Genomic DNA, 26,735 nt, shown 5'->3' on the forward strand with positions numbered 1-26,735 from the left:
GATGTGATCAACGTGGCGGGCCACCGTCTGAGCACAGGCGGGATGGAAGAAGTGCTCGCCTCTCACCCAGATGTGGCGGAATGCGCGGTGATTGGTGTGAGTGACGAGCTCAAGGGGCAGTTGCCTGTCGGATTTGTCTGCCTGTCCAATGGTGTGAACCGTCCGCATGAGGAAATCGTCAAGGAATGTGTGACGCTGGTGCGCGAGAAGATTGGGCCTGTGGCGGCGTTCAAGCTGGCTTGCGTTGTTGAGCGTTTGCCCAAGACACGCTCGGGCAAAATTGTGCGCGCGACGATGGTGTCGATCGCTGATGGCAAGGAGTTCAAGATGCCAGCGACGATTGATGACCCAGCCATTCTGGATGAGATCAAGGTTGCGCTGCAAGGCATCGGCTTTGCGAAGTAAGCTCTGAGCATCACTGCAAATGAGGCCCGCCTGCTCTGGCGGGCCTTTTCTTTTGAGATGGTGTCGCTAAGCTCTGTTGCAACAGGGTTGGGAGGCTTTGATGATATCGTCAAGGATAGCAGGATTTCACAATTTGAGCCGTGCGGGGCGGCTGGAAAAGCTTGTTGAGCTAGGGCTCTTGAGTGAGCGTGAGGCCGCTGAGCTTGCGCTTGAGGCGGGGCCGCTCGCAGAGCTGGCCGACAATCTTTCGGAGAATGTGATCGGGGCTGTCGCTGTACCGCTTGGGGTCGCGACCAACCTGACTGTGGATGGCCAAGATGTGCTTGTTGCGATGGCGACGGAGGAGAGCTCTGTTATTGCTGCGGTGAGCAATGGCGCGCGGGCTTGCCGTGAACTGGGCGGTGTTTTCACCGAGGCGGACGACCCCTGCATGATTGCGCAGGTGCAGATCACGGGGCTTGCAGATTTGGCGGCGGCGAAGGCTCAAGTGGAGAGCCTCGCGGGCGAGATCGGCAAGCTTTGTGATGCGTGTGATCCGATGCTTGTGAAGCTGGGCGGGGGCTTTCGGGACCTTGAGGTGCGCATTTGTGGCCCCTTCTTGGTTGTGCATTTGATTGTCGATGTGCGCGACGCGATGGGCGCGAATGCTGTGAACACGATGGCGGAAGCGCTGGCGCCAAAGCTGGAGGGCTGGACGGGCGGCAAAGTGGGATTGCGTATCTTGAGCAACTTGGCCGATCGGCGACTTGTGCGCGCGAGGGCTGTTTGGCGCGCCGAAGAGATCGGCGCGGATATGGTCCGCGGGATTGTGTCGGCTTATGAATTTGCGGCGCACGACCCTTACCGCGCGGCGACCCACAACAAAGGGATTATGAACGGGATTTCGGCTGTGGCGCTGGCGACGGGCAATGACACCCGCGCTTTAGAGGCTGGTGCGCATGCCTTTGCTGCGACGAAGGGCAATGCTGGCGGCTATGGGCCGTTGAGTCGCTATGGTGTGACGGAGGACGGCGATCTTTGGGGAGAGATTGAGCTACCGATGGCTGTCGGGATCGTCGGCGGAGCCACGCGCGCACATCCGACTGCGCAAAAAGCGCTCAAGATCATGGGAATCACGCGGGGGGAGCGGCTTGGGCGCATCACTGCGGCTGTGGGTCTTATTCAGAACTTCTCGGCGCTGCGCGCTTTGGCTGGCGAGGGGATCCAGCGCGGGCACATGGGACTTCATGCGCGCAATGTGGCGATTGTGGCGGGGGCCAAGGGCGCGGATATCGAGCGGATCGCCAAGCTGATGATCGAGCGGTTGGAAATCCGCGAGGATGTGGCGCGCGCGCTTTTGGACGAGGGCTAAGCGCTTGTGACGTGCCTATCCTTTGGGGAGGCTGTTATGGGCCAAACGAAACAGCGGGCGCGCAAAGCGAAAGGCGGCTGTGCTGTTGCAATACGCTTGAGGGCGGCCTAGGCTCTGTTTCATGAAACATGTGCCAAAAGAAACCACGGATGATGCGCTTATTCAGGAATTTCTGAAAAAGGGTGGCGAAGTGAAGGTGGGCAAGACCAAGCCTGCAAACCCTGAGCTTGGCCTGAGCAACAACCAGTGGAATAACAAACTGACCCGCGAGGAAAAGGCCGCACGCGACAAGAAAGCGTGAGCGTCTAAAAAGCGGACTGCAGGCGGCCCAAGCGGCGGCCAAACTCGTTGAGTCCTCTGATTTAAACGAATTGCTCGCGGATCAGGCGTTCTTCGAGGCCGTGCTCCGGATCAAACAGAATGTGGTGTGTGATGTTTGGCTCCGAGCGGATCTGAACAGTCGCGACATTGAGAAACGAGTTGCTGTCGGCATCGGCCATGACAGGGCGTTTCTCGGGCTCGGAGACTTCAATCTCGACCATCGCAGATTTGGGCAGGAGCGCGCCGCGCCAGCGCCGTGGGCGGAACGGCGCGATAGCTGTGAGGGCGAGAACATCAGAGCCAATCGGCAGGATCGGGCCGTGGGCAGAGTAATTGTACGCAGTTGAGCCTGCGGGCGTTGCGACAAGTGCGCCATCACACACGAGCTCTTCCATGCGCAGGCGACCATCAACTGTGATTTTCAGCTTCGCGGCCTGTGGGCCCATCCGCAGCACGGAGACTTCGTTGATTGCCAATGCTTCATGCACCGTTCCGTCTGTGCTGGTGGCAGTCATGGCGAGCGGGTTGATTGTGGTTTCAGCGGCGGCTTCGAGCCGCGCCATCAGGTCTGCTTCGTTATATTCATTCATCAGGAAGCCAACGGTTCCACGGTTCATTCCGTAGACCGGCGCGGGGAGTGCTTGTGTCCGATGCAGGGTCTGGAGCATGAAGCCGTCGCCGCCGAGCGCGACAATGATATCTGCTTCTGCCTCAGAGGCTTCGCCATAGCGACTGATGAGGGCGGCGCGCGCCGTTTGGGCCAAGGGTGCCTCGGAGGCGGTGAATGCAATTTTCAGGGCCATATTGGGCGCGTCCTCGTTTCCTATAGGCGGCAAGATTACCCTATAAAAACGGCTTGTCCACCGCAGGCCTAAGGTTTTGGCGTACTGGTGTTGGTATTGGTCGCAATTGGTGTTCCTTTTTGCAAAAGTTTCCAATAGGAAACGCAGGAATCGAACGTTATTTCATAAGGAAGCACCATGTCTGATAAAGGTTTCTTCACTGAGGCGCTGGCCTCACGCGACCCTGAGCTCTGGGGCACAGTCGAAAGCGAACTTGGCCGCCAGCGCGACGAGATCGAGCTGATCGCAAGCGAGAATATTGTTTCGGCTGCTGTGATGGAAGCGCAGGGCACAGTTCTGACCAACAAATACGCCGAAGGTTATCCAGGCCGTCGCTATTATGGCGGCTGTCAGTATGTAGACGTGGCTGAAACGCTCGCCATCGAGCGCGCTTGCCAGCTTTTTGACTGCGGCTTTGCCAACGTTCAGCCAAACTCTGGCTCACAGGCCAACCAAGGTGTTTTCACGGCTCTGTTGCAGCCTGGAGATACGATCCTCGGGATGGATCTGGCGTCTGGTGGCCACCTGACACACGGCGCAAAGCCGAACCAGTCGGGCAAGTGGTTTAACGCTGTTCATTATGGCGTACGCGAGAGCGACAATCTGATTGATTATGATCAGGTTGCGGCGTTGGCCAAAGAGCATCAGCCCAAGCTGATCATCGCGGGCGGCTCGGCTGTTCCACGGGTCATCGACTTTGCAAAATTCCGCGAGATTGCTGACTCTGTAGGCGCATACCTCCACGTGGACATGGCGCATTTTGCAGGGCTCGTTGCGGCGGGCGAGCACCCATCGCCTTTCCCACATGCGCATGTGGCAACAACCACAACTCACAAGACGCTCCGCGGCCCACGCGGTGGCATGATCCTGACGAACGACGAGGCCTTGGCCAAGAAGTTCAACTCGGCGATCTTCCCGGGGATTCAGGGTGGCCCGCTGATGCACGTCATCGCAGCCAAGGCTGTGGCTTTTGGCGAAGCACTGCGCCCCGAATTTAAAGACTACATGAAGCAGGTGCGTGCCAATGCTGTCGCGCTGTCAGACCAGCTTATCAAAGGCGGTCTGGATATTGTGACGGGTGGCACAGACACGCATGTGATGCTTGTGGACCTGCGTCCCAAGAAAGTAACGGGTAATATCACCGATGCGGCTCTGGGCCGTGCGCATATCACCACAAACAAGAACGGTATCCCGTTTGACCCAGAAAAGCCGATGGTGACATCAGGTATTCGCCTCGGCACACCTGCAGGCACGACACGCGGCTTCGGCGAGGCCGAGTTCCGCCAGATCGCGGACTGGATTGTGGAAGTGGTTGATGGATTGGCCGCAAACGGCCCAGAGGGCAACGAGGCTGTAGAAGCCAAAGTGCGCGGTGAAGTGGCCGAAATGCTGAAGAAGTTCCCGCTTTACCCGAACCTCTGAGATGCACAGCGAGGCGGGCTGACACCTGCCTGACAAGACAAAGGCCCTTCGCGGTGACGCGGGGGGCTTTCCTTTCTCTTTGGTTTGGGCTTTTGATAGCACAAGCCAAAGGAGTGCGAGATGCAGAACGGATTTTCAGACGCGGTGATGGGTGCGGTGCGCGGGCGGTTTGCTCATGTGGACAGTTGTCCTTTTGAGGGGCGTCGGGTTTTCTTTGAGAATGCGGGTGGCGCTTTGACGCTCAACTCTGTGGTGGAGACCAGCGCAAAGTTTGCAGCCATTCCTGACAACCAAGGCCGCGCGAACGGGGCGAGCCGTGCCCTTGTCGAGATTATTGACCGCGCCAAGGCGGATATGGCCTTGATGATGAACGCGCCGCAGGGACAGTTTTTTGTGGGCGAGAGCGGCACGGAGCTTTTGTTTCGTCTCATTATGAATGCTTGTCTTGCCCGCAAGGGGCAGGGGCAGGTTCTCAGCTCGTCTCTTGAGCATCCGGCGAGCCGCTCGGCGGCTGCGCGCTGGGCGGGGGAGGCGGAGCTGCATCATGTTGTGATCGCTCATGACGATGCGGCAGGCACGATTGAGGCCGCCGCTTACGCAGAGGCTGTCACTGAAGACACTGTTGTGGCGACGATCGTGCATACCTCGCCTGTCACGGGGATGGGCGTGGATGTGGGCGCTGTCAGCCGCGCTATTCGCGCCAAGGCGCCTGACTGTTTGATCATTGTTGACGGTATCCAGCATGCAGCACACGGCGCAATTGATCTCGCGGCTTATGATGTCGATGGCTATGTGATCAGCCCTTACAAGATGTTCTCCCGTCATGGCTTCGGGCTGGCGTGGATGTCTGTGGCGTTGGAACGTGTGGCACATAATGCGCTCGACGGTGGACCTGAGCTCAACTGGGAGATGGGCACGCGGGACACGGGCGCATACGCGACGCTTTCGGATGTCTGCGGCTATCTGGAGTGGTTGGGTGGCGAGGTTTCGGGCAAGAGCGACCGCCGTGAGCGGATCATCGCGGCGGGCGAGGCCATTCACGGGCAGGAAAAGGCGCTGACTGATGCGATGATTGACGGGGTCGGCAACCTTGCGGGCCTGCGCGAAATGGAGCGTGTGACGATCCTTGGCGGGGCGGATAACGATGCGCGCGAGGGGCTTGTTTCGCTTGTTGTCGATGGGCTTCCGTCAGTCGAGGTTGTCGAGCGTTTGAACGCGGCGGGGATCAGGACGCATCTGCGCAAGGCAGACCACTATTCGGGAAATATCCTGACGCCGCTTGGGCTGGACGGCTGTGTGCGGGTGTCTTTGTGCCATTATAACTCTGTGCAGGATGTGAGCCAGTTTCTTGCGGTGATGAAAGAGATCGCGGAGTAAGGGACTCTCTTTTCGAATTTTGCTTCGCAAAATCCGACCGTCTGGGGGACCAGTCCCCCAGATCCCCTGGGATATTTCTGGAGAGAGGAACTGGGATGTTTGGCCTGTGACGCGACGGCAGCGCTGCCTTGTTTTGTCCTTTCGCGGCTAATCTGGCGTAGTAAGGCAAACGTGGTGCGCGCGAGGAGACTGCTATGCAGCTGACGGTGGACGGAAAGACCCATGAGCTTGATGTTGAGGGCGAGATGCCCTTGCTGTGGGTTTTGCGCGACGAGCTCAACATTAAGGGTGTGAAATACGGCTGTGGGATTGCGGCTTGTGGTGCATGTACGGTTCATATTGACGGTGAGGCTGTGCGCTCTTGTCAGGTGGCTGCCGAGGACGTCTGGGGCGAGGTCACGACAATCAACGGGCTGGGCAGCCCTGAGGCGATGCATGCGGTGCAGGCGGCTTGGGAAGCGCATCAAGTGGCGCAATGTGGCTATTGTCAGTCTGGGCAGATGATGCAGGCGGCGGCTTTACTGGCCGAGGTGGCTGCGCCCAGTGACGCCGAGATTGACGCGGCGATGAGCGGGAACCTCTGCCGCTGTGGGACATATCCACGCATCAGGGTGGCTGTGAAGACAGCGGCCAAGACGCTGGCGGAGGGCTGAGATATGGGCAAGGTGAAAACAATTGCGCGGCGCTCTTTTCTGATCGGGTCTGCGGCTGTTTTGGGGGGTGTGGCCTTTGGGGTCTGGCGTGCGAAGACGCCTTACGCCAACCCGCTGCTCAAGCGGCTGGGCGAGGGAGAGGCGGCGCTGACGCCTTATGTGAAGATCGACGCCTCTGGCGTAACTTTGATCACGCCGCGGGCGGACAAAGGGCAGGGCGCTTATCATGTGCAGGCGGCCCTGATTGCCGAGGAACTGGATGTAACACTTGAAGCTGTGAAGATCGATCCAGGTCCACCTGATCGCGCGTATTGGAACACTGCGCTCGCAGCTGAGGCAGCCGAGTTTAACGCGCCTGAAGAGGGCTTTGTGCAAGACGCTTTAACGGGTGTTTTTGGCTCGGTGATTAAGTTTGTCGGCCTGCAAATTACTGGCGGGTCAACCACTGTGCCCGATGGCTTTATAAAGTTGCGGGCGGCGGGGGCCAGCGCGCGTGAGACTCTGAAGCTGGCGGCGGCTGAGCGGCTTGGTGTGGCTGTGGGCGAATTGCGCACCGAGGCGGGGCAAGTGATTGCGCCCGATGGGAGCGCGGTCCGCTATGAAGAGCTGGCCGAGGCGGTGGCGGGTATGGTGCCTGTACAGGATGTGGCGCTGCGCGATCCGAGCGAATGGCGTTATTTGGGCAAGCCGATGCAGCGGGTGGATATTCTGGCGAAATCGACAGGCACGCAGGCGTATGGGATCGACTTTGAGACCGAGGACATGGTGCATGCCGCTGTGAAGCTTGCGCCTGCGCAGGGTGGGGAGCTTGTGAGCTATGACGCGAGCGCGGCGCTTGAGATGCGTGGCGTGAGCGGAGCTTATGAAGTGAGCGGTGGTGTGGCCGTTGTCGCGGACAACACTTGGCGTGCGTTTCAGGCGGCAGAGACTGTGGAAGCTCAATGGAGCGCTTCGCCGATGCCGCAGAGCATGGATGAGCATTGGGCGGCGCTTGACGCAAGTTTTGTGCCGAGCCATCAGGACAGCCGTGTGCGAGACGATGGCGATGTAGACACGGCGATGGTTGAAGGCGAGGCTGTGACAGCGGACTACCGCGCGCCCTATCTGGCGCATGCGCCGTTGGAGCCTGTGAGCGCGACTGTGCTTGTGGGTGAGGGGCGTGTGGATGTCTGGACGGGGACGCAGATTCCGCGATTTGTGCAGGCGATTGTGGCGAAGATTGCGGGCGTAGATGCCGACGCTGTGCATGTGCATGTGCTCATGATGGGGGGCAGTTTTGGCCACCGTCTTGAGGACGATGTGGTGCGGCAGGCGGCAGAAGTGGCTGTGCAGATGCGCAGTGTGCCCGTGAAGCTCACCTATAGTCGTGAAACCGATATGGCGCATGATTACACCCGCCAGATTGCGGCAGCGAAGATGCGCGGCACGGTGAAGGACGGCCGCGTGCAGGCCTATGATCTCTCCATCGCGATGCCGAGTGTGATTGTGAGCCAGATGGGGCGGCAGGGCTTGGGCGTTCCGGCGCCGGACAGCCAGATTGTGGCGGGGGCATTTGAGCAGCCCTTTGCGATCCCGCATCATCGGGTGACGGGGTATCGCGCGGATCCGCTGGCGCCGGTCAGCTCGTGGCGCTCTGTCGGGGCGTCAACCAACGGGTTTTTCTATAACCTTGGTTTGGAAGAGCTCATCGAGGCGGCGGGGGCGGACCCGCTGGAAGAGCGGCTCAGGCTGGCGAGCGATCCTTTGGCGCGAAAGGTTCTAGAAGCTGTCGGCGAAATGTCAGATTGGGACGGGGTGAGCCTTGGGCCGCGCCGTGGACGCGGCATTGCTATGACGCGCTCCTTTGGTGTGCATTGTGCCGAGGTGGTCGAGGTCACTGATACGGACGATGGCCTCAGGGTCGACAAGGTCTATGTGGCTGCCGAAGTCGGGCGTGTGCTTGACCCTGTGAATTTTGAAAATCAGGTTCAGGGGGGTGTTGTTTGGGCGCTGGGTCATGCGATGAACTGCGAAATCACCTATGAGGGCGGCGTTGCAGAACAGCTTAACTTTGACAGTTTTGAGGGCATGCGGATGAGCCAGTGTCCCGAGATTGTTGTGCGCGGGCTGGAGAACGGCGAGGCGGTGCGTGGGGTGGGCGAACCGCCTGTGCCCCCTGCTGCGCCTGCACTTGCGGCCGCGATCTATGCGGCAACGGGTGTGCGGCTGCGGGAGATGCCGTTTTCCAAATTTGTGAGTTTTGCAAGTTAGGGTTCGACTTTCGTTTTTGCGGTATCCGACCCGCTGTGGGATCCGTCCCCCAGACCCCAGCCAAGCTGGGGGACCAGTCCCCCAGACCCCCTGGGATATTTTTGAAGAGAAGAAGCTGTGGGTGGAGCGAGTTTTCTGCTGCTGCCTGAATTTTGCCATAGGGATGAAGTAGAAGGCGCGACTTGTAACCCTGTTTGTGCCATGGCAGAGCAAAAGGATGAAACGAATGAAGCAGGCGAGGATAGAGGCGATGAACAGTGAGCCAGTGGGCGATTTGCGCGGGAGTTTTCTTGAGGCGATGAGCCGTGCGGCGAATTCTGTTTATATCGTAACAACCGATGGTGTTGCGGGGCGCGGGGGCGTCACTGTGACGGCATTTTCGAGCGTGTCTGCGGACGTCAGCGAGCCTCGTTTGTTGATTTGTATGCATCATGAAAGCAGCACTGCACAGCTTATTCGGGCGAATGGTGTGTTCTGTGTCAATATTCTGAGCGCTGCGCATGAAGGGCTTTCCGAGCGCTTTGCAGGGCGGCGCGGCAAAGGGGAGGACCGCTTTGCGGAAGGCAACTGGACGCGCGCGAGCAGCGGGTTGTTGCGGCTTGAAGATGCTTTGGCGAGCTATGATTGCCGCCTGAGCGAGCAAAGCCTTGTGGGGACACATCATGTCTTGTTCGGGGCTGTGCAGGATGTGGTCTTGGGGCCAGATGCAACGCCGCTTTTGCACACGCGCCGTGGCTATGGGCAGGTTGCTGAAGGCTAGGCCCCCGAGCCGTGTGCCAAGGAGCCTTGCGATGTTACAATCAGCTGATCCTTAGATCGGGCCATCTTCGAGATGCAGCTTCATCTCGATCAAGACCTGTTGAAGCGCTGTCGTCTCTTTGAGCAGGCGTTTGGCTTCATTGACTGTGATGACGCCGTCTTCGATTGACTGCTGGTATTCTGCCATCAGCATGGCAAAGCGCTGGCTGAGGGCGATGACATCGGCGTTGATGCCGCCTTTGTCGTCGATGTTGCGGCGCCTGTCATCATAGGACAGGGTGATGCCTTTGAGATCAGCCAGGGCGGAGGTGACATGCGGGTAGCTCGCAGCCTCTTCGAGGGCGGCGACTGCATCAATCGGCATGAAGCGATCAGAGTGTTCCTCGTTGTCGGACTAATAGCGGCCCAAGGTGGCTTTGGACTTTCCTGTGAGGGTGCAAGCGGGCTCTATACCCACGTCTTTTACCAAAGCTTCTGTGTGCTTTTTTAAATAGCTTCCAACGCCTGCCATTAACTCTTTCCCAACCTTTTTCCCTCTAAGTGGATATTAGGGGAATTGAACAATAGTTTTCCCATTAAACGGTTTAATGGTAAATGTCATGAGTGAATTAACCTGCGGTTTTCAGGTGTTAGTGAGTGGTCGACGAATGTTATAGTCGCCAAGCGTACGGGACTTTTTGGCAGGCATGTATGCGTCTGCTTGAGTCTCTTAGGGGGCGCGGGGTGCGTGTATGCTCCATCCCCAGTGGCCTGTCTGCACGGTTACGCCACGCGACCCCGACCGTTAACGATTGCGCCCCGCGCCTGCTGTCTCAGGTGTCGGGGCTTTTTCTTTGGGGTAGGGGCGGTTGTTTTTCTGCGGCGATTTGCTCGGTAAAACGCTTGAATTACTGGGGTTTGGGGCTAAAACAGGCCCATGGCAAAACTCTATTTCAACTACTCCACCATGAACGCTGGCAAATCAGCAGTGCTCTTGCAGGCGGCGCATAACTACCGTGAGCGCGGTATGGTTCCTTATCTTATGCTCGCCGCCTTTGATGAGCGCGGCGGTAAAGGACGCATAGCGAGCCGTATCGGGATTGGTGCGGATGCGGATACGTTTTTGCCCGGTGATGACCTCTATGAGAAGATTGAGTCGCGGCTGAAAGAGGGGCCTGTGGCCTGCGTTTTTGTCGACGAAGCCCATTTCATGGAGAAAAAGCAGGTCTGGCAGCTGGCAAAAGCGGTCGATGATCTTCACATTCCTGTGATGTGTTATGGGCTGCGTGTCGATTTTCGGGGCGAACTTTTTCCCAGCTCTGCGGCTCTGCTTGCTTGGGCGGACGAGATGCGAGAAGTCCGCACGATATGTCATTGCGGACGCAAAGCGACCATGGTTGTGCGCAATGGTCCAGACGGTCAGCCGCTGATGGACGGGGCGCAAATATTGGTCGGCGGAAATGAAACCTATGTGAGCCTCTGCCGGCGACACTGGCGTGAGGCGGTGAATGATGCGTAGGGTTGGTGCTCTCCTGAGCCTCGCTCTCGTGCTCGGATTTGTTTACTTTGGTCTGACGTATATTTTTGGAGCATGGGAGCGCGATAGCAGTGACGCGCATCGCGAGGCGCGCCGTGAATTCATGGCGGCTTTGCCTGAAAGTGACTGTTTGGTCGCGGATGAAATCAGCGATGTGGCCGAAGAATGGGGCTGGGAGACGCGCGAAGAAACTGGCTTTGGCTGGTGTGTGGCGCCTGTTGGTGTGGCGCGCTGGTTGAGAGTGACTGTGGAGCCGGCGCTGCCGTTTTCGACAGCGGATGAGAATGCAGCGTTTTTTGCTTTTGATGCCGCCGGCTGCTCTGTGCCATGGCGCTATGGCTCAGGCGCAGGGACGACTTGCCCTGATTGAGCCCGGCTTATCTCGGCGCGAAAATCCGACCCGCCTTAGGCCAGCCCCAAAACCCTAAAATATCCGTGGCACTCTAAACGAGCTACATGCGCTCTAGAATGACGGAGCCGACGGAGTAGCCCGCGCCGAAAGAGCATATGACACCAATGTCGCCTTGGCCGAGCCCCGACTGGTGCTTGGAGAAGGCAATGATGCTCCCAGCGGAAGAGGTGTTGGCATAATCTTGCAGGATGTTGGGCTGCTCTTCAGGCTCTGGCACGCGGCCAAGCACTTTGCGGCCGACAAAATCGTTCATGGTTTTGTTGGCTTGGTGAAGCCACATGCGCTTGAGTTTTTCAGGGGTTAGGCCGTCGGCTTCAAGATGTGCGAGGATATGGGCCGAGACCATCGGCACAACCTCTTTAAAGACTTTGCGGCCCTCTTGCATGAATTGCATGTCGCGGCGGTCGTCCAGATCCTGACCTGTGGTGCGCGTGCGGCGCAAAAAGCCGTTGTTATTGCGGATATTGTTGGAAAACTCGGTGGCGCAGCGGGTTGAGCGGATCTTGAAGAGGGGCGTGGCAGCTTCGGCCTCGCGTTCGATCAGGGTGGCTGTGCAGACATCGCCAAAGATAAAGTGGCAGTCGCGGTCACGCCATTCCAGATGCCCCGAGCAGATTTCTGGATTGACCACGAGTGCTTTCTTGGCTGAGCCTGCGCGGATCATGTCAGATGCTGCCTGAATACCGAAGGTGGCCGAGGAGCAGGCGACATTCATATCAAAGGCAAAGCCACCCGCGCCGAGGAGCTTCTGGATTTCTACGGCGATGGCGGGATAGGCGCGCTCGTGATTTGAGGCGGCGCAGATGACGAGATCAACTTCGCTTGCATCAACACCTGCTTGGGCAAGGGCTTTTTGGCAGGCATCGAGCGCCATTTCGGCCATGATGCCTGGTTCGTCATCGACGCGCTCTCGCAACACAGGGTGCATGATGGCAGGGTCGAGCACGCCTTTTTTGTCCATGACGTAGCGCTGCTCGATGCCTGAAGCCTTGAAGATAAACTCAACGGAGGAGCCAGCCTTGGCTTCCATCTCACCCGCTGCGATGGCGTCGGCGTGCTCTTTGTTGAAGGCCTCTGCATAGGCATTGAAGGCCTCGACCAGCTCGGCGTTTGTGATCGTGTCGGAGGGCGTGAAAACGCCTGTTCCTGAGATGACGGGCTGGTGCATGGTGTCACTTTCCTTGAGGGTTTGGCCAAGATCACCCATCGGGTGCGGCGGCGTCAAGCCTTAGAGCGCGTTGGGGGGTGTCTCGCCTGCAAAGAAGGCGTCAAGGTTGTCAAGGCTCATGTGGCCCATGTTGTCGCGCACTTCTTCTGTGGCTGTGCCTAGATGGGGCAGCAGCGTGACGGTATCAAGCTTGCGCAGGGCATGTGGCACGGCTGGCTCGTGCTCATAGACATCAAGGCCTGCACCCGCGATGGCACGTGCGTCAAGGGCGGCGATCAGCGCGGTTTCGTCAACAATTTCACCGCGCGCGATATTGATAAAATGCGCAGTCGGTTTCATGGCGTCAAAAATGCTTGCGTTGATCAGGTGGGTCGTTTCCGCGCCGCCCGGGGTGGCGACGACAAGAAAGTCAACTTCGGCTGCGAGCGTCTCAAGGTTCGCGATCTGTGTCGCTGGAAAATCAATCTCTTTTGGCGAGCGATTGAAAAATTTGACGCTCATACCAAAGCCGAAGTGGCAGCGCCGTGCGATGGCTTGCCCGATACGGCCCATGCCTACAATGCCGACAGTTTTTCCGCTGACGTGGCTGCCGAGCATTTGCGTTGGCGTCCAGCCAGCCCAATTGCCTGAACGTGCGAGGCGCTCGCCTTCACCCGCACGGCGGGCCGACATCAAGAGAAGCGTCAGGCCGATATCGGCGGTGGCGTCGGTGACAGCGCCTGGTGTGTTCGTCACGGTAATGCCGTGGTCACGGGCAGCGGCGACATTGATGTGGTTGATACCAACGCCGAAGTTGGACAGAATTTTGCATTTGGTGCGGCCAAATTCTGCAAAAATATCAGCCGAAAACATATCGCCCAAAGTCGGGATCATTCCATCATAGAGCACGAGTGAGGAGCGCATTTCAGCCGTACTCATCGGGCTATCGCTCTTGCGCAGTGTGACATCATAGCTGTCATGGGCGCGCTGCATGACCGCGTCGGTCAAGGCACGGGAAACGAGAATTTTCTTCATGTCTTAGCTCATTCTTTCGCCATTGGGCACAGGGGTGTCGGGGCGCAAAAGCACGACGCTGCCATTTGTATCATGCAGGCCCAGAACAAGCACTTCGGACATAAACTTGCCAATCTGTCTTGGCGCAAAATTGACCACAGCGATGACTTGTTGTCCGATCAGCGCCTCGGGGGTGTAGTGGTCCGTAATCTGGGCAGAGGATTTTTTCTGGCCGATCTCGCCGCCAAAATCAACCACGAGCTTGATCGCAGGTTTGCGCGCCTCTGGGTAGGGCGCGGCCTCGATCACTGTGCCGACGCGGATATCGACTTTGAGGAAGTCCTCAAAGCCGACGGTGGGCGTCAGGGTATCAGGCATCGCGCGCCAGCTCCTTGGAGCGATTGGTCGCGGCGGCGACGGTGCGGCGGATGAGCGGCGGCAAGCCGCGATCGCTGTCCATAAGTTCGTCAAGTCCCGCTTGTGTTGTGCCGTTGGGGCTTGTCACATTTACGCGCAACTGGCTGGGTGTTTCGCTTGATGCAATCGCGAGCGCGCCTGCGCCAGCGACTGTCGCCTTGGCGAGTTGCATTGCCAGTTCGGGTGCAAGGCCTTGTGCCTCACCTGCAGCCGCGAGACATTCGATCAGATGAAAGACATAGGCGGGACCAGAACCAGAGACACCCGTGACTGCGTCAATCTGGTTTTCGGACTTCAGCCGCACGACTGTCCCGACGGCCTCAAGCAGCGCTTGGGCGGCATTGAGGTGTGTCGCTGTGGTCGCTTTGTTGCCAACGATTGCTGTGATGCCTTGGGCGACGGCCGCGGGCGTGTTCGGCATGGCGCGCACAATCGGGGTATCTGCGCCAAGCACCGCTTCAAAATGCTTAATCGGCGTGCCAGCCGCGACAGATATCACCAAGGTTGACCCGCCGCCCATCGCCTGAAGTGTGGGCAGGGCTGCGCCCATCATCTGGGGCTTTACTGCGACAATCACGATAGCCGGAGCTTCGGGGAGCTCTGTATTCAGATGTGCGCCCGTGGCTTGGAGCCACTCGGACGGCTTTGGATCAATCACATAAACGGAGGCTGCGGGCAGACCGCCCTTGAGCCAGCCTTCCAGCATAGCCGACCCCATTTTACCGCAGCCCAGCAGAACAAGGCCTTTTGTTGAAATATCAGAATATGTCATGTCTGCCCCCGAAAGCGTTCGGGGATAGGTTACGCGTGGCCGTAGGCCTCTGCAATGGCGACTTGCATCGCTTCACGTGGCGTCCGTCCGCCCCAAACCACCAGCTGGAAAGCGGGGTAATACCGCTCGGAAGCACAGACGGCGTTGTTGATCAGCGTGTCGATCTGTTCGGGCGAGGCCAGAATGCCCCCCGCAAGGACGAGGCCATATTTGTAGACCATCAGCTTTTGTTCGGCCCAGTAGGAGAAGGCGCCAGTCCAGCACTGATCGTTGACTTCATTGAGCGAACCGTAAAGGTCTGGGAGGCGATCCTCGGGTGGCTCCATCTCGAAGGTGCAGATCATTCGTAGGGTTTCGTCATAGTCAGACCATGCGAGTGTCACGCCGTAGGTGCGCCACTGGCCTTCGACTGACATAGAAATCTGGTTGTCCGCCACGCGGTCGAACTCCCAGTCATTGTGAGAGGCCAGACTCTCAACAATGTCGATGGGGTGAATTTCGTCGTCTAGATATTGTTCTGACAGTGCCATCTCGCCACCTCATTTTTGCGTCAAAGTGCCTGCTCTTATGCAGCGCAAACACCCTGATTTGCCCGATAGGATGGGGTTTGGTCCCCTTGTCCTACCAAATATGGTAAGCGTGGCCTTCCGATCCTGTAAAGCTATTTATTGTGGATAACCCCAATAACTTGTGGATAGCCTGTGAGTGGATACTATTTATGCCGCAAAGGTGCTCAAAAGGGCGACGACAAAGACAAGCCCTGTCGCAAAGAGCAGCGCCATGACAGCAAAAGAACCCATGTCTTTCGCGTGTTTGGCCGCGAGAGACCATTCTGGTGAGACATGATCCACTATCTCCTCGATCGCTGTATTGAGTGCCTCAACCGCCAGTGTCAGAAGCGCAAGCACCGCTACCGCCACGATCCAGACAAGCGGTGCCCCAAGTATCACGAGCAGTCCAAGCCCGAGCGCTGTCGCCAGGAGCTCATGGCGAAAGGCTGTTTCACGCCAAAGGCGGAGAAAGCCTTGTGACGAATAGCGCGTCGCGGCAAAGAGATGGGCGATGCCTGTGACTTTTTCTGGAACGGGGTTTTGCGGTGTGTCTTGCATTTTAGGCCTTTCGAGGGAAGCTGCGCCAAAGGTTTCCCAAATCGCGCCGCGCCGCAAGGGGCGACTTGCAGAGGCGGTGCGCCGCGCGCACTATGGGTCAGCTTATGGGGAGACAAGCGATGGACAACGCACGGCTGAAACGGATCGAAGACTGGATGCGCGACTACCGAAAAGCAGGGCGCTACAGTGGCTCTTCGCTTCTGGTCTATCGTCATGGCGAGGAGGCTTTTTTTGCTTCCGACGGGCTTGCGTCTGTGGCGCGCGGTCAGGCCTATGAGAGAGACACCATCTTGCGAATCTATTCGATGACCAAGCTGGTCACGACCACGCTTTTGATGATGCTGGTGGAGCGTGGACAGGTTGTGCTCGATGCGCCTGTTGCGCAATATTTGCCAGAGTTTGGCCAGATGCGTGCGCTGCGGCAGGGGGCCACGGGCGAAGATCAGACGGACCCCGCGCGCAGCCCCACGCTACACGAGCTGCTCACCCACACGAGCGGCATGACCTACGGTTTTAACACAGGTGTTGTGCCCGAGGCCTATGCGCGCCGCTTTTCAGAGATCGGTTTGCAGGATGTTACGCTTGAGGCTTGGTGCAAGGTGCTTGCAGAGCTGCCTCTTTGTTTCCAGCCGGGAACAGCTTGGGAATATTCCGTCGGGATCGATGTGATTGGCGGTGTGATCGAAGTGATCACAGGCGAGACGCTCGCCGCCGTGATGCAGCGCGAGATTTTTGACCCTCTTGGCATGGTTGATACGGGCTTTGATGTACCTGCCAACAAACTTGGGCGCTTTGCCGACTGTTATGAGAAGCGCGAGGGCGATCCGCTTGCGCTCTTTGATAGCGCGCAGGACAGCCGCTTTGCTGAGGGCCGCGTCAGCCTATACGCAGGCGGTGGCGGGCTTGTCTCGACGCTGGATGATTACATGCGTTTTGGCGAGATGATCCGCCTTGGCGGCGCGCTCGAAGGTGTGCGCCTGCTCAGCCCTCGCACAGTCAGGTTTATGACAAGCAATCACCTCAAGGGTGATATCGCCTCTATGGGCGCTGAGAGTTTTGCAGAAATGCCAATGACAGGGATGGGCTTTGGTCTCGGTGGCGCTGTGGTTCTCGACCCGGCCCGCGTGCGGGTTCAGGGCTCGGTTGGAGACTTTGGCTGGGGCGGCTTGGCGAGCACATATTTCTGGACAGACCCGGTTGAGCGACTGAGCGTGGTCTTCTTCACCCAGCTCATCCCCTCATCAAGTTACAGCAATCGCGCCGAATTGAAGGCGCTCATACACGGGGCATTGCTTGATTAGGCGCGGCGAAATCGCTCACTTCATTTTCATAATAATACAAGTGGTCGAGCCGGTGGCGTAGAGCTTGCCGTCGCTTACGCCCCTGATCTCGCCATTGGCGATTCCTGTGGAGCGGCCCGCGTGTTGGCATGTCCCGATGGCCTCGACCTCTGTGCCAAGCGGAATTGGCCGCAGGATATTCACCTTGAATTCAAGCGTGGTGTAGACAGAGCCTTTGGGCACCCGTGTCATCACAGCGCAGGCCATGCAGCTGTCCAGAATTGTGCCATACCAGCCGCCATGAACCGTGCCCATCGGATTGGTTGCGCTGAATTCTGGGGCCCCTGTGAAGACGGTTTTACCCTCTTCCACAAGCGTTGGCCAAAAGCCCATAAGTGCGCCGATAGGCGGGCCTGCGAGTTTGCCGTCGCGGACGTCCTGCATAAACTCAAGCCCGGAGCGTGCGAGTGTCGCCTCCATATCAGGCAGCTCTTCTGGGCTCTTGGCGATATAACGTGTCTGGCTCATCTGCGCTCCGTAGGATGACTTTACAAAACGCTAGAGCGGCCCCCTTGGCGGTGCAACTCTTACGCCACGTTGCGCAAGGCGGCACGAGGCTCAAGCCCGAGCGCCACGCAGATGTCACGCGTGAGTGAGGGGCGGTTTAGCGTGTAGAAGTGAAAACGCGAGACACCTTCCTGCATCAGGATGTCGCAAAGCTCTGTTGCCTGTGCTGTCGCCAGAAGCTCCTCGCGCCCGTCGCGCGCGGCTTTGGCGAAAGCGTCGTCAAGTTCGGACGGCACGGAGGCACCACAGCTCTGGGCAAAGCGCTTGGCGCCGCTCCAGTTTTCAATTGGCATGATGCCGGGGGTGATCATCCCGTCGATACCCGCTTTGGCGCAGGCATCGCGGAAGCGCAGGAAATGGATCGGGTCAAAGAAAAACTGTGTGATGGCTTCATCTGCACCAGCCTCAAACTTGCGCTTGAGATGGTCGATGTCCGCACCTGCATAGGCGGCATCGGGGTGTGGCTCGGGGTAGGCCCCCACGCGGATGTTGAAGTTGCCCTCGGCTTTTAGGGCGGCGATCAGCTCAACAGAATCGGCAAACCCTTCGGGGTGGGCGCGAAAGCCGCCAGCACCTGTGGGCGCGTCACCGCGCAGCGCCACAATGTCCGTAATTCCTGCTTTGGCGTAGCCTCGGGCGATCTCGAGGGTTTCCTCACGGGTCGCATCGACGCAGGTGAGGTGGGCCGCCACACGCAGCCCAGCTGTCTTATGCAGAGTTTCCGCCGCCTCGCGTGTCAAAGCGCGCGTGGTCCCGCCCGCTCCGTAGGTGACCGAGACAAATCTCGGCGCAAGGGGTGCGAGCGATTGGACGGCTTCATGGAGCTTGAACGCGGCTTCAAGGTTTTTGGGTGGGAAGAACTCAAACGATACGTCGGGTGTCATAAGGGGGGCCTTTCATGGCAGTTGCTCTCTTGTGCCCGCAAATTGAATGTGAGACAAATTCATAACTTTCATTCTCATTATGAGGTGTGTTCACATATGCATATCGAGTTTCGCCACCTGCGCACCATTCAGGCGATCCATGAGGAAGGCGGCTTGGCCCGTGCGGCTGACCGCCTCAATATCACGCAATCGGCTCTCTCCCATCAGATCAAGGGGATCGAGGATCAGGCCGGAGTCGAGCTTTTTGTGCGCCGCAGCAAGCCGATGAAGCTCTCGGCGGCGGGCTTTCGATTGCTGCGTGTGGCCGAAAAGGTTTTGCCCGAGATTGCCGCGCTTGAGGCTGAGTTTATGGGGCTGCGCCAAGGCAGCGCTGGACGTTTGCACATCGCAATTGAGTGTCACGCGTGTTTTGAGTGGCTCTTTCCTGTGCTGGAACAGTTCCGCGCGCCTTGGCCTGAAGTCGATGTTGATATCCGCCCCGGTCTGGCATTTGAGGCTCTGCCCGCCCTGATGCGCGAGGAGGTTGATATTGTGATTTCCTCTGATCCTGAAAAGCTCAAGGGCATCGTCTTTGTCCCGCTGTTTGACTATGCGCCCGTCTTTGTGGCCTCGGCCAAGCACAAGCTTGCCGAAAAAGCCTTTGTGGAGGCGGAAGACTTCAGGGGCGAAACCCTGATCACATATCCTGTGGAGCGCGCGCGGCTCGATATTTTTTCCGAGCTCTTGTCGCCTGCTAAGGTGGAGCCGTTGGCGGTGCGTCAGGTTGAGCTGACAGCCGTAATCCTTATGTTGGTTGCGGCGGGGCGCGGTGTCTCTGTGTTGCCTGACTGGGTCTTGCGTGAGGTGAAATCTTCTGCGGAGTACATCACCCGCCCTCTGACAGAGGCAGGTGTCACCAAGCGGCTTTATGCCGCCGTGCGCGAAGATGATGCGAGCTTGCCCTTCATGGCGCATTTTCTCAAGCTGGCGCGCGAAATCCCTATTCGCCTGCAAAGGGGCTAGGCTGGGTTGCTATGGGTTGCGCGGCGCGCAGCCAAGGCGTATAGCCGCGGTTTGACACCCCCCGAAGGAGCTTGAGCCATGCAAGCCAGCGCGAATCTTAACGTGATGATCAAAGCCGCCCGTAAGGCGGGCCGCAGCCTTGTGAAGGATTTCCGCGAGGTTGAAGCGCTTCAGGTTTCCATGAAGGGCGCAGGCGATTTTGTGAGCAAAGCCGATTTGCGCGCCGAAGCGATCATCAAGGAAGAGCTGATGGGCGCTCGCCCGACATATGGCTGGGTGGCTGAAGAAGGCGGCGTGGAAGAAGGCCAAGACCCGACGCGCCGCTGGATCGTTGATCCGCTGGATGGAACAACCAACTTTTTGCACGGTATGCCACATTGGGCGATCTCGATCGCGCTTGAGCACAAGGGCGAAGTGATTTCGGCTGTGGTCTTTGACCCCGCCAAAGACGAGATGTTTTACGCGGAAAAAGGCTCGGGCGCATGGCAAGACCACGCCCGCCGTCTGCGCGTTTCTGGCCGCCGCCACATGAACGAATGTGTTTTCGCAACGGGCCTTCCGTTTTCGGGCCATGGCGATTTGCCTGCCACGTTGAAAGACTTGGCGCGCGTGTTGCCCGGCTGTGCCGGTGTGCGCCGTTGGGGCGCGGCCTCGCTTGATATGGCTTATGTCGCTGCTGGCCGCTTTGATGGCTTCTGGGAGCGCGGACTGAGTGAATGGGATCTCGCCGCAGGGATGCTGATCGTGCGGGAAGCGGGCGGCTTTGCCGAAGCGATTGACCCCGAGGCGCGCATTCTGGACACAGGCGAGATCATTTGCTCCAATGACGCTATGTTTGACCCGCTCTGCAAGCTCATCCGCAACAGCTAGTTTTTAGCGGTCAGCGGGGTGGTTTACCCCGTCAGCCCAAGGGATCGGGTCGTGCTCTGAGGGGTTTACCCCCTCGAGCCCGCCCATATTGACGCCGTATTCGTTTGGGTTCGAGCGGCGCTGATGGTGGGTATATATCCCGCAGGTTTTGCAGAAATAATGCTTGGCCGTCATCGTGCCCCATTGATAGAGCGTGAGGTTTTCCTCTCCCTTGACGATTTTGATCCCGTCCAGAGGCGCGCTCACGGCGACAGCCCCACGGCGGCGACAAAAAGAACAATCACAGCGTCGCGCAGTGTCAAGCCCGTCCGAAAGCGTCACCGCAAGCTCGACGGCTCCACAATGACAGGTGAGTTTATGGGGTTGGCTCATTTGCGTCTCCTGATCATGGGAATGCGAGAGGGCTCATATGTTGCTTCTGGGTGGGGCGGGTGAAAGTCGTTCTCATGCCAGAAACGCGGCCCGCCAAGGCGCCGGAATGTCGGCAAGGTCAGCACAATTCCCGCGACAAAGCCGCCCGCATGAGCCCAATAAGCGACACCGCCAGTGTCCGGGTCTGCGCTTAACCCGCCAAAGAACTGCAGGCCAAACCAGATCGCCAGCATGATGTAAGCGGGCAGGGTGAAAACGCGAAAGAAAATGACGATGATCAACAGGATATCGACTTTGGCGCGCGGAAAGAGCAAGAGATAGCCCCCCATCACCCCTGCAATCGCCCCTGATGCGCCGACCGTTGGGACAGCGGAGCCAGGCGCAAACATCACATGCACATAGCCAGCGAGTAATCCCGACAGAATGTAGAACACGAAAAACCCGAGATGCCCCATCTCGTCTTCCATGTTGTCGCCAAAAATCCACAAAAACAGCATGTTGCCGCCAAGGTGCATAAGCCCACCATGCAGAAACATTGAGGTCATAAGGCCTTCGTAGCCTTGCCCTGTGCTGATGGCTGCAGGGATCAGCGCATATTGAAAGTAAAAGTCAGAGAGCGCACGAGGGTCTGCAAACAAATGCCAATAACTCAGAAAAACCGCGATGTTCACGGCAATTAGCGCGTAGGTCACATAGGGTGTGCGCCCGCTTGGATTATGATCGCGAAATGGAAACATAGGACAAGGCTATGCGTAAAATACGCGGACGAAAAGGCCCAATGAGCGGCTTTGCTGCTTCCTCTTTCTCTAAATATCCCGGGGAGCGCGAGGGGCAGCGCCCCTCGCTTTGGTCGGATTTCGCGCAGCGAAATTCGAGCCCCTCAGCCCTGTCCTGCCAAAAGCGCGGCATTGCCACCCGAGGCTGTGGTGTCGACGCAGACATGCCGTTCGCCCATCACTCGCGCCAGGTCAGGTGTCGCGGTGATCAGCGGCAGGATCGCGCCTGTGCGCTTGGCCAAGGCCTGTTCATAGGCGCGTGCCTCCGTTGTTGCGCCCCAGAAGAGAGCGCCAGAGAAACCTGTAAGTGTTTCCAAGGCCACCGCCGGCAGAGAGCCTGTGGCCTTCACAGCAATTCCACCCATGGCGCGCACCAGAGAAGCTTGCGCTTCTGCCGTTTCGGCGCTTGGCCCAAGACAAAGCAGTGGCGCGCGTGGCTCCAGTGTCAGTTTGTTGGACTCGCCCGTTGGTCCAGGCATCACCAAGGTTTGTGCCGCTTCCGCTGATGGAGCTGTGGCGATGGCTGCCTGTATATCCGAGGCAGTCATCTTGCTGCTCCATGCGCCATGTGCCGCTTGCGCGGAAGGCGCAACGAAGCGTGGCAGATAGTTTGGTCCGCCCGCCTTGGGGCCCGTGCCTGAAAGCCCCTCGCCGCCAAAGGGCTGGGAACCCACAATCGCGCCGATCTGGTTACGGTTGACATAGATGTTGCCCGCGTGGATGCGCTCGCAGATATGCTGCACACGGTCGTCGATGCGCGTTTGCAAGCCAAAGGTCAGGCCATAGCCCGTAGCGTTGATCGTATTGACGACGGTGTCGATCTCGCTGGATTTGAAGGTTGCCAAATGCAGCACTGGGCCAAAGATTTCGCGGCCCATGTCTGCGATGCTGCCCACCCTGATAAGGGTAGGCGCGATAAATGTGCCCGAGTTTGGCGTGCGCAGCTCGTGCAGCAAACGCCCCTCGGCGCGGGCTGTTTCGATATGTGCAGCAATCCCTGCGCGGGCGTCCTCGTCGATCACTGGGCCAACATCTGTGCTGAGAAGCCATGGTGCGCCGATGGAAAGTTCGTCCATCGCACCTTTGAGCATGTGGGTGAGGCTCTCGGCGATATCATCCTGCACATAAAGGCAGCGCAGAGCAGAGCAGCGCTGGCCTGCAGATTGGAAGGCACTTTCGACAATGGCTTGCACGGCCTGTTCGGGCAGGGCGGTGCTGTCTACGATCATCGCGTTCAGGCCGCCTGTCTCGGCAATCAGCGGCGCGCCTGGCGTGAGGTTGTCGGCCATGGACTTGCGGATAAGGAGCGCCGTTTCGGTGCTGCCCGTGAAGGCCACCCCGCCAACGCGCGGATCAGATGTCAGCGCTGCGCCCACATCACCCGCACCGGGCAGAAGCTGGAGTGCGCTCGCGGGAACACCCGCTTCGTGCAGAAGCTGAACTGCGCGATAGGCGATGAGGGAGGTCTGTTCGGCGGGTTTGGCCAGCACGGCGTTGCCAGCGGCGAGGGCGGCACTGACTTGCCCCGTAAAGATCGCCAGCGGGAAGTTCCACGGCGAAATACAGGTAAAAGTTCCCACGGGGGTCTCATGCGGCGCATTAGCGGCGTAGTAGCGCAGGAAGTCGACGGCTTCACGCAGCTCGCCCACTTGATCGAGCATGATCTTGCCCGCTTCGCGCGCGAGCAGTGCGAAAAGCTCGCCAAAATGCTTCTCATAAAGATCGGCAGCCTTGTTCAGAACTTTGGCGCGCATCTCCGGGGTTGCGTCCCATGGGGCTGCGGCTGTCAGCGCGGTTTCGACATCTGCGGCCGAGGCGAAAGAAACCTTACCCACTGTATCAGCTGGGTTGGCAGGGTTGAGGACCACATGTGCTTTGGCGGGTTTGGCTTTCCCTGCGACTCGCGGTGCTGCGTCCCAGACATGCGCGGCGAACGCTTTGCGGGCCTTCTCGATGCGGGCCAGTGTTGGCTCGTGGGTGATGTCAAAGCCCTTGGAATTTGCCCGCTCTGGCGCAAACAAATCGGGGGCTTGAGTGATGTTGGGTTGGGCGTCTGCAAGGGCGTCAAACGGGCAAGCGGCGACCTCTTGGGCGGGCACATCCTCGTCAACGATCTGGTTCACAAAGCTTGAGTTGGCCCCGTTTTCAAGCAAACGGCGCACGAGATAGGCGAGCAAGTCGCGATGCGCACCAACGGGCGCGTAGATACGGCAATGGCTGCCGCGCTCTTTCAACATGATATCATGCAGTGCCTCGCCCATGCCGTGAAGGCGTTGGAATTCGTAGGCGTCATTGCTCACGCCCATATCGCGCGCCATGTTGAGCACGGCGGCGACTGTATGGGCATTGTGCGTGGCAAACTGCGGATAGATGCGCCCAGTCATGCCCAGAAGCTTTTTGGCATTGGCGATATAACTGACATCTGTTGCAGGCTTGGCTGTAAACACAGGAAAGCCTTCGACGCCTTCAACCTGCGCGCGCTTTACTTCGGTGTCCCAGTAAGCGCCCTTTACAAGGCGGACCATGATGCGGCGGTCAAGCCGCTCGGCCAGCGCGTTGAGATAGTCGATCGCGTCGCCCGCGCGCTGGCCATAGGCCTGCACAACAACGCCGAAGCCGTCCCAGCCTGCGAGCGCTGGCTCGGATAGAACTTCCTCGATCACATCCATGGAAATGGCGAGGCGGTCGGCCTCTTCTGCATCGACATTGAGGCCCATGCCTGCGGACTTGGCCAGAAGCGCCAGCGAACGCAGGCGCGGGGCAAGCTCGTCCATGACGCGGCTGCGCTGGGCCTCTTCATAGCGTGGGTGCAGCGCCGACAGCTTGACCGAGATGCCCGGGTTTTCGCGGATTTCAGCATGCGTGCAGGCCTGCGCAATTGCGGTGATTGCGCGGGAGTAGGCCAGATGATAGCGCTTCGCGTCGCCCTCTGTGCGAGCGGCTTCGCCGAGCATATCGTAGCTGTAGGTATAACCCTTTGCTTCCATCTTGGCTGCGCGTTCCATCGCGCCGACGATGGTCTCTCCCAAAACAAATTGACGGCCCATTTCTTTCATCGCGCGGCCTACGGCTGTGCGGATGACAGGCTCGCCCAAGCGCTTCACCGCGCCTCTGAGAGAGCCGATGATGCCAGGAGCAGGCTCGTCGAGCACCTTGCCCGTGAGCATGAGCGCCCACGTGGACGCGTTGACCAGTGGCGAGGTGCTTTCGCCGAGGTGGCTGGCCCAATCAGACTGCGCTATCTTGTCTTCAATGAGCGCATCAATCGTTTCGGCATCGGGCACACGCAAGAGCGCTTCGGCAAGACACATGAGCGCGATGCCCTCGTCGGTGGAAAGGCCGTATTCCGCGAGGAACACTTCCATCATCCCCGGATCGGAACTTTCGCGAATGCCGCGCACCAGAGTGGCAGCGTCTGCCGAAATGCGCTGCCGCGTTTCTTGTGAAAGACCCGCCTCTTCAATCAGGCGCTGAAGCGTGACGGCTTCATTGGCATACATGTTGGTGCTGATTTTGGCGCGTAGGGACGATTTTTGGGTGTTCTTAGGCATGGCAGGCTCCTCCATTTTGCCCTATATATCTTCGATTGATCAGACTATATTCCTGATAGTTAATAAATGGCGGGTCAAAATGGCTATAAGTGATGTAAATCAAGGGCAGATCGATCTGGATGGCTTTGATCGTAAGATTCTGTCTGAACTTGCGAGCGACGGGCGCATGCCTGTGACCGAACTGGCGCAGCGTATCGGGCTGTCAAAGTCGCCCACACAAGCGCGGCTCAAGCGGCTCGAGCAGACGGGTGTCATCACGGGGTATAAGGCGCTGTTTGATCCGATCCGCTTGGGTTTGGATCATGTCTCCTTTGTCGAGGTGCGCCTGTCGGACACCCGTGAAAAGGCCTTGGCGGCTTTCAATGCGGCGGTCGCCAAGATCCCACAGATCGAGCAGGTGCATTTGATGGCTGCGAATTTTGACTATCTCTTGAAGGTGCGCACCCACAATATGAACGATTATCGCATTGTTATGGCTGAACAAATATCGACGCTGCCCTATGTCTCTTCAACATCGACCTATGTGGCGATGCAGGCGGTGAAAGAAACCACTCTCGCGGATGTTATTTGACCTGACAGCGTGGCTGGGCATTATGAGGTGATGAAAGCTCTTGTTATAACTGTCCTGCTGGCCAGCCCTGCACTTGCGAGCGAATGCCCCGAAGCACCGGATCATTCGGTGCGCTTGGCCGAGTTGGTTGAGGAGGTGCGTGACGCCAAAAACGAAATGTATGCCGCGCCACTCAATACGCAGATGTGGGAGCTTTGGACAGACGCGCCTGATGAGGCGGCTCAAGAAATTCTCAATCGCGGGATGCGAAAGCGCGGCTCTTTTGATCTGCTTGGTGCGCGGGCTGACTTTGATACGCTGGTCGACTACTGCCCTGAGTACGCCGAGGGCTACAACCAGCGCGCCTTCATCAATTTTATGCGCAATGATTACGAGCCAGCGATCGCCGATCTGACACGTGCGCTTGAGCTGTCCCCGACCCATACAGGAGCTCTCACAGGGCGCGCTCTGAGCTACTATGCGCTGGGCCGTCTGAAGGAAGCGCGAGCGGACCTAGAGGTCGCGCTTGGGCTCAATCCTTGGCTGCCGGAGCGACACATGCTGTCTGATCCAGCCATGAAAGGGCAGCAGGAGCCAAAAGGCGACGACCTTTAAACATGTATCATCACATTGACGAGGTTGTCTGATGGATCGTGTAGCATAAAACGGCGCACCCCCCAGCTCTCCGCTTTGGGACCATAGAGAATGTCACACCCATGCGCGCGCGCCTTGGCGAGCACTTCGTCAAGGTTCTCTACTTCAATCGAAATTTCGGGCACAGGCATGTCCTCGCCGCCATTGACCGCAAGGCTTAGGTGCACAGGTGCATCGTCGCCGGTTCCGAGGGTCACGACCCAGCCGAGCTCCATCTCAAGTTTAAGTCCGAAAACGGCCTCATAAAAACGACGCATTTCGCTCACTGAACGGCTGTTGAGATTGGCGGTAATGCGTTTCACGGTCATATTTAGGCCCTCTAGGCAAAGAAGCGGATTGTTTTTACGCGCCGCTCGGTTTAGGCAAGCCGCGCTGGCCTGCGTGGTGGAATGGTAGACACAGGAGACTTAAAATCTCTAGGCCGTATAGGCCGTGCCGGTTCGAGTCCGGCCGCGGGTACCA

The 26,735-nt window shown here is 58.4% G+C and carries 27 protein-coding genes, 1 tRNA gene and 2 pseudogenes; 16 read left to right on the forward strand and 14 right to left on the reverse strand.

The window, feature by feature from the left end; genetic code table 11:
- The 3 genes and pseudogenes from prpE to P8O11_RS08105 all read left to right on the forward strand — a co-directional run.
- A pseudogene (gene prpE, locus P8O11_RS08095) lies at positions 1–405 on the forward strand (propionyl-CoA synthetase); the annotation flags it as partial.
- Positions 406–505: 100 nt separating this feature from the next.
- The gene (locus P8O11_RS08100; RefSeq protein ID WP_300293518.1) at positions 506–1,756 is read left to right on the forward strand and encodes a hydroxymethylglutaryl-CoA reductase, degradative; all 1,251 of its coding nucleotides are present in this window, start codon (positions 506–508) and stop codon (positions 1,754–1,756) included.
- A 121-nt stretch (positions 1,757–1,877) separates the two neighbouring features.
- Positions 1,878–2,057, forward strand: a complete 180-nt coding sequence (locus tag P8O11_RS08105) for a hypothetical protein (protein ID WP_089891904.1) — start codon at positions 1,878–1,880, stop codon at positions 2,055–2,057.
- Positions 2,058–2,118: 61 nt separating this feature from the next.
- On the opposite strand, the gene P8O11_RS08110 is transcribed toward P8O11_RS08105, so the two are convergent.
- A complete protein-coding gene (locus tag P8O11_RS08110) occupies positions 2,119–2,880 on the reverse strand; it encodes an NAD kinase (protein ID WP_300293521.1) in 762 nt (253 codons plus the stop codon).
- Positions 2,881–3,057: 177 nt separating this feature from the next.
- Here P8O11_RS08110 and glyA point away from each other — a divergent pair, with 177 nt between their 5' ends.
- The 5 genes from glyA to P8O11_RS08135 all read left to right on the forward strand — a co-directional run bounded on the left by glyA (position 3,058) and on the right by P8O11_RS08135 (position 9,381).
- Entirely contained in the window at positions 3,058–4,341 is a 1,284-nt protein-coding gene (glyA, locus tag P8O11_RS08115; protein ID WP_300293523.1) for a serine hydroxymethyltransferase, read from the forward strand.
- 120 nt (positions 4,342–4,461) lie between these two features.
- Positions 4,462–5,718, forward strand: a complete 1,257-nt coding sequence (locus P8O11_RS08120; RefSeq protein WP_300293525.1) for an aminotransferase class V-fold PLP-dependent enzyme — start codon at positions 4,462–4,464, stop codon at positions 5,716–5,718.
- 194 nt (positions 5,719–5,912) lie between these two features.
- Positions 5,913–6,371 (forward strand): (2Fe-2S)-binding protein, encoded by a 459-nt coding sequence (locus P8O11_RS08125; protein WP_300293527.1) that lies wholly within the window; start codon positions 5,913–5,915, stop codon positions 6,369–6,371.
- Between the two features lie 3 nt (positions 6,372–6,374).
- On the forward strand, positions 6,375–8,621 hold the full coding sequence (locus P8O11_RS08130; protein ID WP_300293529.1) for a molybdopterin cofactor-binding domain-containing protein: 2,247 nt from the start codon (positions 6,375–6,377) through the stop codon (positions 8,619–8,621).
- Positions 8,622–8,847: 226 nt separating this feature from the next.
- Positions 8,848–9,381 (forward strand): flavin reductase family protein, encoded by a 534-nt coding sequence (locus tag P8O11_RS08135; RefSeq protein ID WP_300293531.1) that lies wholly within the window; start codon positions 8,848–8,850, stop codon positions 9,379–9,381.
- Between the two features lie 51 nt (positions 9,382–9,432).
- Here the strand turns inward: P8O11_RS08135 and P8O11_RS08140 are convergent.
- Positions 9,433–9,891: pseudogene (locus P8O11_RS08140) on the reverse strand (hypothetical protein).
- Positions 9,892–10,296: 405 nt separating this feature from the next.
- Between P8O11_RS08140 and P8O11_RS08145 the strand changes: the two are divergent.
- On the forward strand, positions 10,297–10,878 hold the full coding sequence (locus P8O11_RS08145; RefSeq protein WP_300293533.1) for a thymidine kinase: 582 nt from the start codon (positions 10,297–10,299) through the stop codon (positions 10,876–10,878).
- Entirely contained in the window at positions 10,868–11,266 is a 399-nt protein-coding gene (locus P8O11_RS08150; protein WP_300293535.1) for a hypothetical protein, read from the forward strand. The genes P8O11_RS08145 and P8O11_RS08150 overlap by 11 nt, the downstream gene beginning before the upstream one ends.
- Positions 11,267–11,348: 82 nt before the next feature.
- Here the strand turns inward: P8O11_RS08150 and P8O11_RS08155 are convergent, their stop codons facing one another.
- The 6 genes from P8O11_RS08155 to P8O11_RS08180 form a co-directional block, all read right to left on the reverse strand.
- The gene (locus P8O11_RS08155) at positions 11,349–12,476 is read right to left on the reverse strand and encodes a beta-ketoacyl-ACP synthase III (RefSeq protein WP_300293537.1); all 1,128 of its coding nucleotides are present in this window, start codon (positions 12,474–12,476) and stop codon (positions 11,349–11,351) included.
- A 60-nt stretch (positions 12,477–12,536) separates the two neighbouring features.
- Positions 12,537–13,490, reverse strand: coding sequence for a D-glycerate dehydrogenase (locus tag P8O11_RS08160; RefSeq protein ID WP_300293539.1), 954 nt, complete (start codon positions 13,488–13,490; stop codon positions 12,537–12,539).
- A gap of 3 nt (positions 13,491–13,493) precedes the next feature.
- Complete coding sequence (locus P8O11_RS08165) at positions 13,494–13,847, reverse strand: tRNA-binding protein (RefSeq protein ID WP_300293541.1); 354 nt, start codon at positions 13,845–13,847, stop codon at positions 13,494–13,496.
- Positions 13,840–14,658: a pyrroline-5-carboxylate reductase gene (gene proC / locus P8O11_RS08170; protein ID WP_300293543.1), complete on the reverse strand. Its 819-nt coding sequence runs from the start codon at positions 14,656–14,658 to the stop codon at positions 13,840–13,842. Before proC ends, P8O11_RS08165 begins: the two co-directional genes overlap by 8 nt.
- A 29-nt stretch (positions 14,659–14,687) precedes the next feature.
- Positions 14,688–15,188 (reverse strand): YbjN domain-containing protein, encoded by a 501-nt coding sequence (locus P8O11_RS08175; protein ID WP_089891863.1) that lies wholly within the window; start codon positions 15,186–15,188, stop codon positions 14,688–14,690.
- A gap of 186 nt (positions 15,189–15,374) precedes the next feature.
- Positions 15,375–15,767 carry a diacylglycerol kinase gene (locus P8O11_RS08180; protein WP_300293546.1) on the reverse strand — a complete coding sequence of 131 codons (393 nt, stop codon included), beginning with the start codon at positions 15,765–15,767 and terminating at the stop codon, positions 15,375–15,377.
- A gap of 119 nt (positions 15,768–15,886) precedes the next feature.
- Between P8O11_RS08180 and P8O11_RS08185 the strand changes: the two genes are divergently transcribed.
- Positions 15,887–17,068 carry a serine hydrolase gene (locus P8O11_RS08185; protein WP_300293549.1) on the forward strand — a complete coding sequence of 394 codons (1,182 nt, stop codon included), beginning with the start codon at positions 15,887–15,889 and terminating at the stop codon, positions 17,066–17,068.
- Positions 17,069–17,083: 15 nt separating this feature from the next.
- On the opposite strand, the gene P8O11_RS08190 is transcribed toward P8O11_RS08185, so the two are convergent.
- The gene (locus tag P8O11_RS08190) at positions 17,084–17,527 is read right to left on the reverse strand and encodes a PaaI family thioesterase (protein WP_300293682.1); all 444 of its coding nucleotides are present in this window, start codon (positions 17,525–17,527) and stop codon (positions 17,084–17,086) included.
- Between the two features lie 107 nt (positions 17,528–17,634).
- Positions 17,635–18,498 carry a methylenetetrahydrofolate reductase [NAD(P)H] gene (gene metF / locus P8O11_RS08195; RefSeq protein WP_300293552.1) on the reverse strand — a complete coding sequence of 288 codons (864 nt, stop codon included), beginning with the start codon at positions 18,496–18,498 and terminating at the stop codon, positions 17,635–17,637.
- A 96-nt stretch (positions 18,499–18,594) separates the two neighbouring features.
- On the opposite strand from metF, the gene P8O11_RS08200 reads away from it, so the two are divergent.
- Entirely contained in the window at positions 18,595–19,500 is a 906-nt protein-coding gene (locus P8O11_RS08200) for a LysR family transcriptional regulator (protein ID WP_089891850.1), read from the forward strand.
- Positions 19,501–19,578: 78 nt separating this feature from the next.
- Positions 19,579–20,370: an inositol monophosphatase family protein gene (locus P8O11_RS08205; RefSeq protein WP_089891847.1), complete on the forward strand. Its 792-nt coding sequence runs from the start codon at positions 19,579–19,581 to the stop codon at positions 20,368–20,370.
- Positions 20,371–20,373: 3 nt separating this feature from the next.
- Here P8O11_RS08205 and P8O11_RS08210 read toward each other — a convergent pair whose 3' ends face one another.
- From P8O11_RS08210 to putA, 3 genes are all read right to left on the reverse strand, one after another.
- Positions 20,374–20,742 carry a GFA family protein gene (locus P8O11_RS08210; RefSeq protein WP_300293557.1) on the reverse strand — a complete coding sequence of 123 codons (369 nt, stop codon included), beginning with the start codon at positions 20,740–20,742 and terminating at the stop codon, positions 20,374–20,376.
- Entirely contained in the window at positions 20,739–21,479 is a 741-nt protein-coding gene (locus P8O11_RS08215; RefSeq protein ID WP_300293560.1) for a rhomboid family intramembrane serine protease, read from the reverse strand. The genes P8O11_RS08210 and P8O11_RS08215 overlap by 4 nt, the downstream gene beginning before the upstream one ends.
- Positions 21,480–21,622: 143 nt before the next feature.
- Positions 21,623–25,069 carry a bifunctional proline dehydrogenase/L-glutamate gamma-semialdehyde dehydrogenase PutA gene (gene putA, locus P8O11_RS08220; protein WP_300293563.1) on the reverse strand — a complete coding sequence of 1,149 codons (3,447 nt, stop codon included), beginning with the start codon at positions 25,067–25,069 and terminating at the stop codon, positions 21,623–21,625.
- Positions 25,070–25,148: 79 nt separating this feature from the next.
- Here putA and P8O11_RS08225 point away from each other — a divergent pair, with 79 nt between their 5' ends.
- Both P8O11_RS08225 and P8O11_RS08230 read left to right on the forward strand, forming a co-directional pair.
- The gene (locus tag P8O11_RS08225; protein ID WP_300293566.1) at positions 25,149–25,640 is read left to right on the forward strand and encodes an Lrp/AsnC family transcriptional regulator; all 492 of its coding nucleotides are present in this window, start codon (positions 25,149–25,151) and stop codon (positions 25,638–25,640) included.
- A gap of 30 nt (positions 25,641–25,670) precedes the next feature.
- Complete coding sequence (locus P8O11_RS08230) at positions 25,671–26,234, forward strand: tetratricopeptide repeat protein (RefSeq protein WP_300293569.1); 564 nt, start codon at positions 25,671–25,673, stop codon at positions 26,232–26,234.
- Here the strand turns inward: P8O11_RS08230 and P8O11_RS08235 are convergent.
- Positions 26,231–26,581, reverse strand: coding sequence for a VOC family protein (locus P8O11_RS08235; RefSeq protein ID WP_300293572.1), 351 nt, complete (start codon positions 26,579–26,581; stop codon positions 26,231–26,233). The genes P8O11_RS08230 and P8O11_RS08235 overlap by 4 nt on opposite strands.
- Before the next feature lie 67 nt (positions 26,582–26,648).
- Between P8O11_RS08235 and P8O11_RS08240 the strand changes: the two genes are divergently transcribed.
- Positions 26,649–26,735 (forward strand) — tRNA-Leu (locus P8O11_RS08240).

Origin of the sequence: Lentibacter sp. (assembly GCF_029254145.1) — a bacterium.
Classification (GTDB): Bacteria; Pseudomonadota; Alphaproteobacteria; order Rhodobacterales; family Rhodobacteraceae; genus Lentibacter.

Bases quoted from the DNA above. Each gene is read 5' to 3' on its own strand.
- P8O11_RS08100 (WP_300293518.1), top strand. From the start codon at position 506: ATGATATCGTCAAGGATAGCAGGATTTCACAATTTGAGCCGTGCGGGG.
- P8O11_RS08105 (WP_089891904.1), top strand. From the start codon at position 1,878: ATGAAACATGTGCCAAAAGAAACCACGGATGATGCGCTTATTCAGGAA.
- P8O11_RS08110 (WP_300293521.1), bottom strand. From the start codon at position 2,880: ATGGCCCTGAAAATTGCATTCACCGCCTCCGAGGCACCCTTGGCCCAA.
- glyA (WP_300293523.1), top strand. From the start codon at position 3,058: ATGTCTGATAAAGGTTTCTTCACTGAGGCGCTGGCCTCACGCGACCCT.
- P8O11_RS08120 (WP_300293525.1), top strand. From the start codon at position 4,462: ATGCAGAACGGATTTTCAGACGCGGTGATGGGTGCGGTGCGCGGGCGG.
- P8O11_RS08125 (WP_300293527.1), top strand. From the start codon at position 5,913: ATGCAGCTGACGGTGGACGGAAAGACCCATGAGCTTGATGTTGAGGGC.
- P8O11_RS08130 (WP_300293529.1), top strand. From the start codon at position 6,375: ATGGGCAAGGTGAAAACAATTGCGCGGCGCTCTTTTCTGATCGGGTCT.
- P8O11_RS08135 (WP_300293531.1), top strand. From the start codon at position 8,848: ATGAAGCAGGCGAGGATAGAGGCGATGAACAGTGAGCCAGTGGGCGAT.
- P8O11_RS08145 (WP_300293533.1), top strand. From the start codon at position 10,297: ATGGCAAAACTCTATTTCAACTACTCCACCATGAACGCTGGCAAATCA.
- P8O11_RS08150 (WP_300293535.1), top strand. From the start codon at position 10,868: ATGATGCGTAGGGTTGGTGCTCTCCTGAGCCTCGCTCTCGTGCTCGGA.
- P8O11_RS08155 (WP_300293537.1), bottom strand. From the start codon at position 12,476: ATGCACCAGCCCGTCATCTCAGGAACAGGCGTTTTCACGCCCTCCGAC.
- P8O11_RS08160 (WP_300293539.1), bottom strand. From the start codon at position 13,490: ATGAAGAAAATTCTCGTTTCCCGTGCCTTGACCGACGCGGTCATGCAG.
- P8O11_RS08165 (WP_300293541.1), bottom strand. From the start codon at position 13,847: ATGCCTGATACCCTGACGCCCACCGTCGGCTTTGAGGACTTCCTCAAA.
- proC (WP_300293543.1), bottom strand. From the start codon at position 14,658: ATGACATATTCTGATATTTCAACAAAAGGCCTTGTTCTGCTGGGCTGC.
- P8O11_RS08175 (WP_089891863.1), bottom strand. From the start codon at position 15,188: ATGGCACTGTCAGAACAATATCTAGACGACGAAATTCACCCCATCGAC.
- P8O11_RS08180 (WP_300293546.1), bottom strand. From the start codon at position 15,767: ATGCAAGACACACCGCAAAACCCCGTTCCAGAAAAAGTCACAGGCATC.
- P8O11_RS08185 (WP_300293549.1), top strand. From the start codon at position 15,887: ATGGACAACGCACGGCTGAAACGGATCGAAGACTGGATGCGCGACTAC.
- P8O11_RS08190 (WP_300293682.1), bottom strand. From the start codon at position 17,527: ATGGAGGCGACACTCGCACGCTCCGGGCTTGAGTTTATGCAGGACGTC.
- metF (WP_300293552.1), bottom strand. From the start codon at position 18,498: ATGACACCCGACGTATCGTTTGAGTTCTTCCCACCCAAAAACCTTGAA.
- P8O11_RS08200 (WP_089891850.1), top strand. From the start codon at position 18,595: ATGCATATCGAGTTTCGCCACCTGCGCACCATTCAGGCGATCCATGAG.
- P8O11_RS08205 (WP_089891847.1), top strand. From the start codon at position 19,579: ATGCAAGCCAGCGCGAATCTTAACGTGATGATCAAAGCCGCCCGTAAG.
- P8O11_RS08210 (WP_300293557.1), bottom strand. From the start codon at position 20,742: ATGAGCCAACCCCATAAACTCACCTGTCATTGTGGAGCCGTCGAGCTT.
- P8O11_RS08215 (WP_300293560.1), bottom strand. From the start codon at position 21,479: ATGTTTCCATTTCGCGATCATAATCCAAGCGGGCGCACACCCTATGTG.
- putA (WP_300293563.1), bottom strand. From the start codon at position 25,069: ATGCCTAAGAACACCCAAAAATCGTCCCTACGCGCCAAAATCAGCACC.
- P8O11_RS08225 (WP_300293566.1), top strand. From the start codon at position 25,149: ATGGCTATAAGTGATGTAAATCAAGGGCAGATCGATCTGGATGGCTTT.
- P8O11_RS08230 (WP_300293569.1), top strand. From the start codon at position 25,671: ATGAAAGCTCTTGTTATAACTGTCCTGCTGGCCAGCCCTGCACTTGCG.
- P8O11_RS08235 (WP_300293572.1), bottom strand. From the start codon at position 26,581: ATGACCGTGAAACGCATTACCGCCAATCTCAACAGCCGTTCAGTGAGC.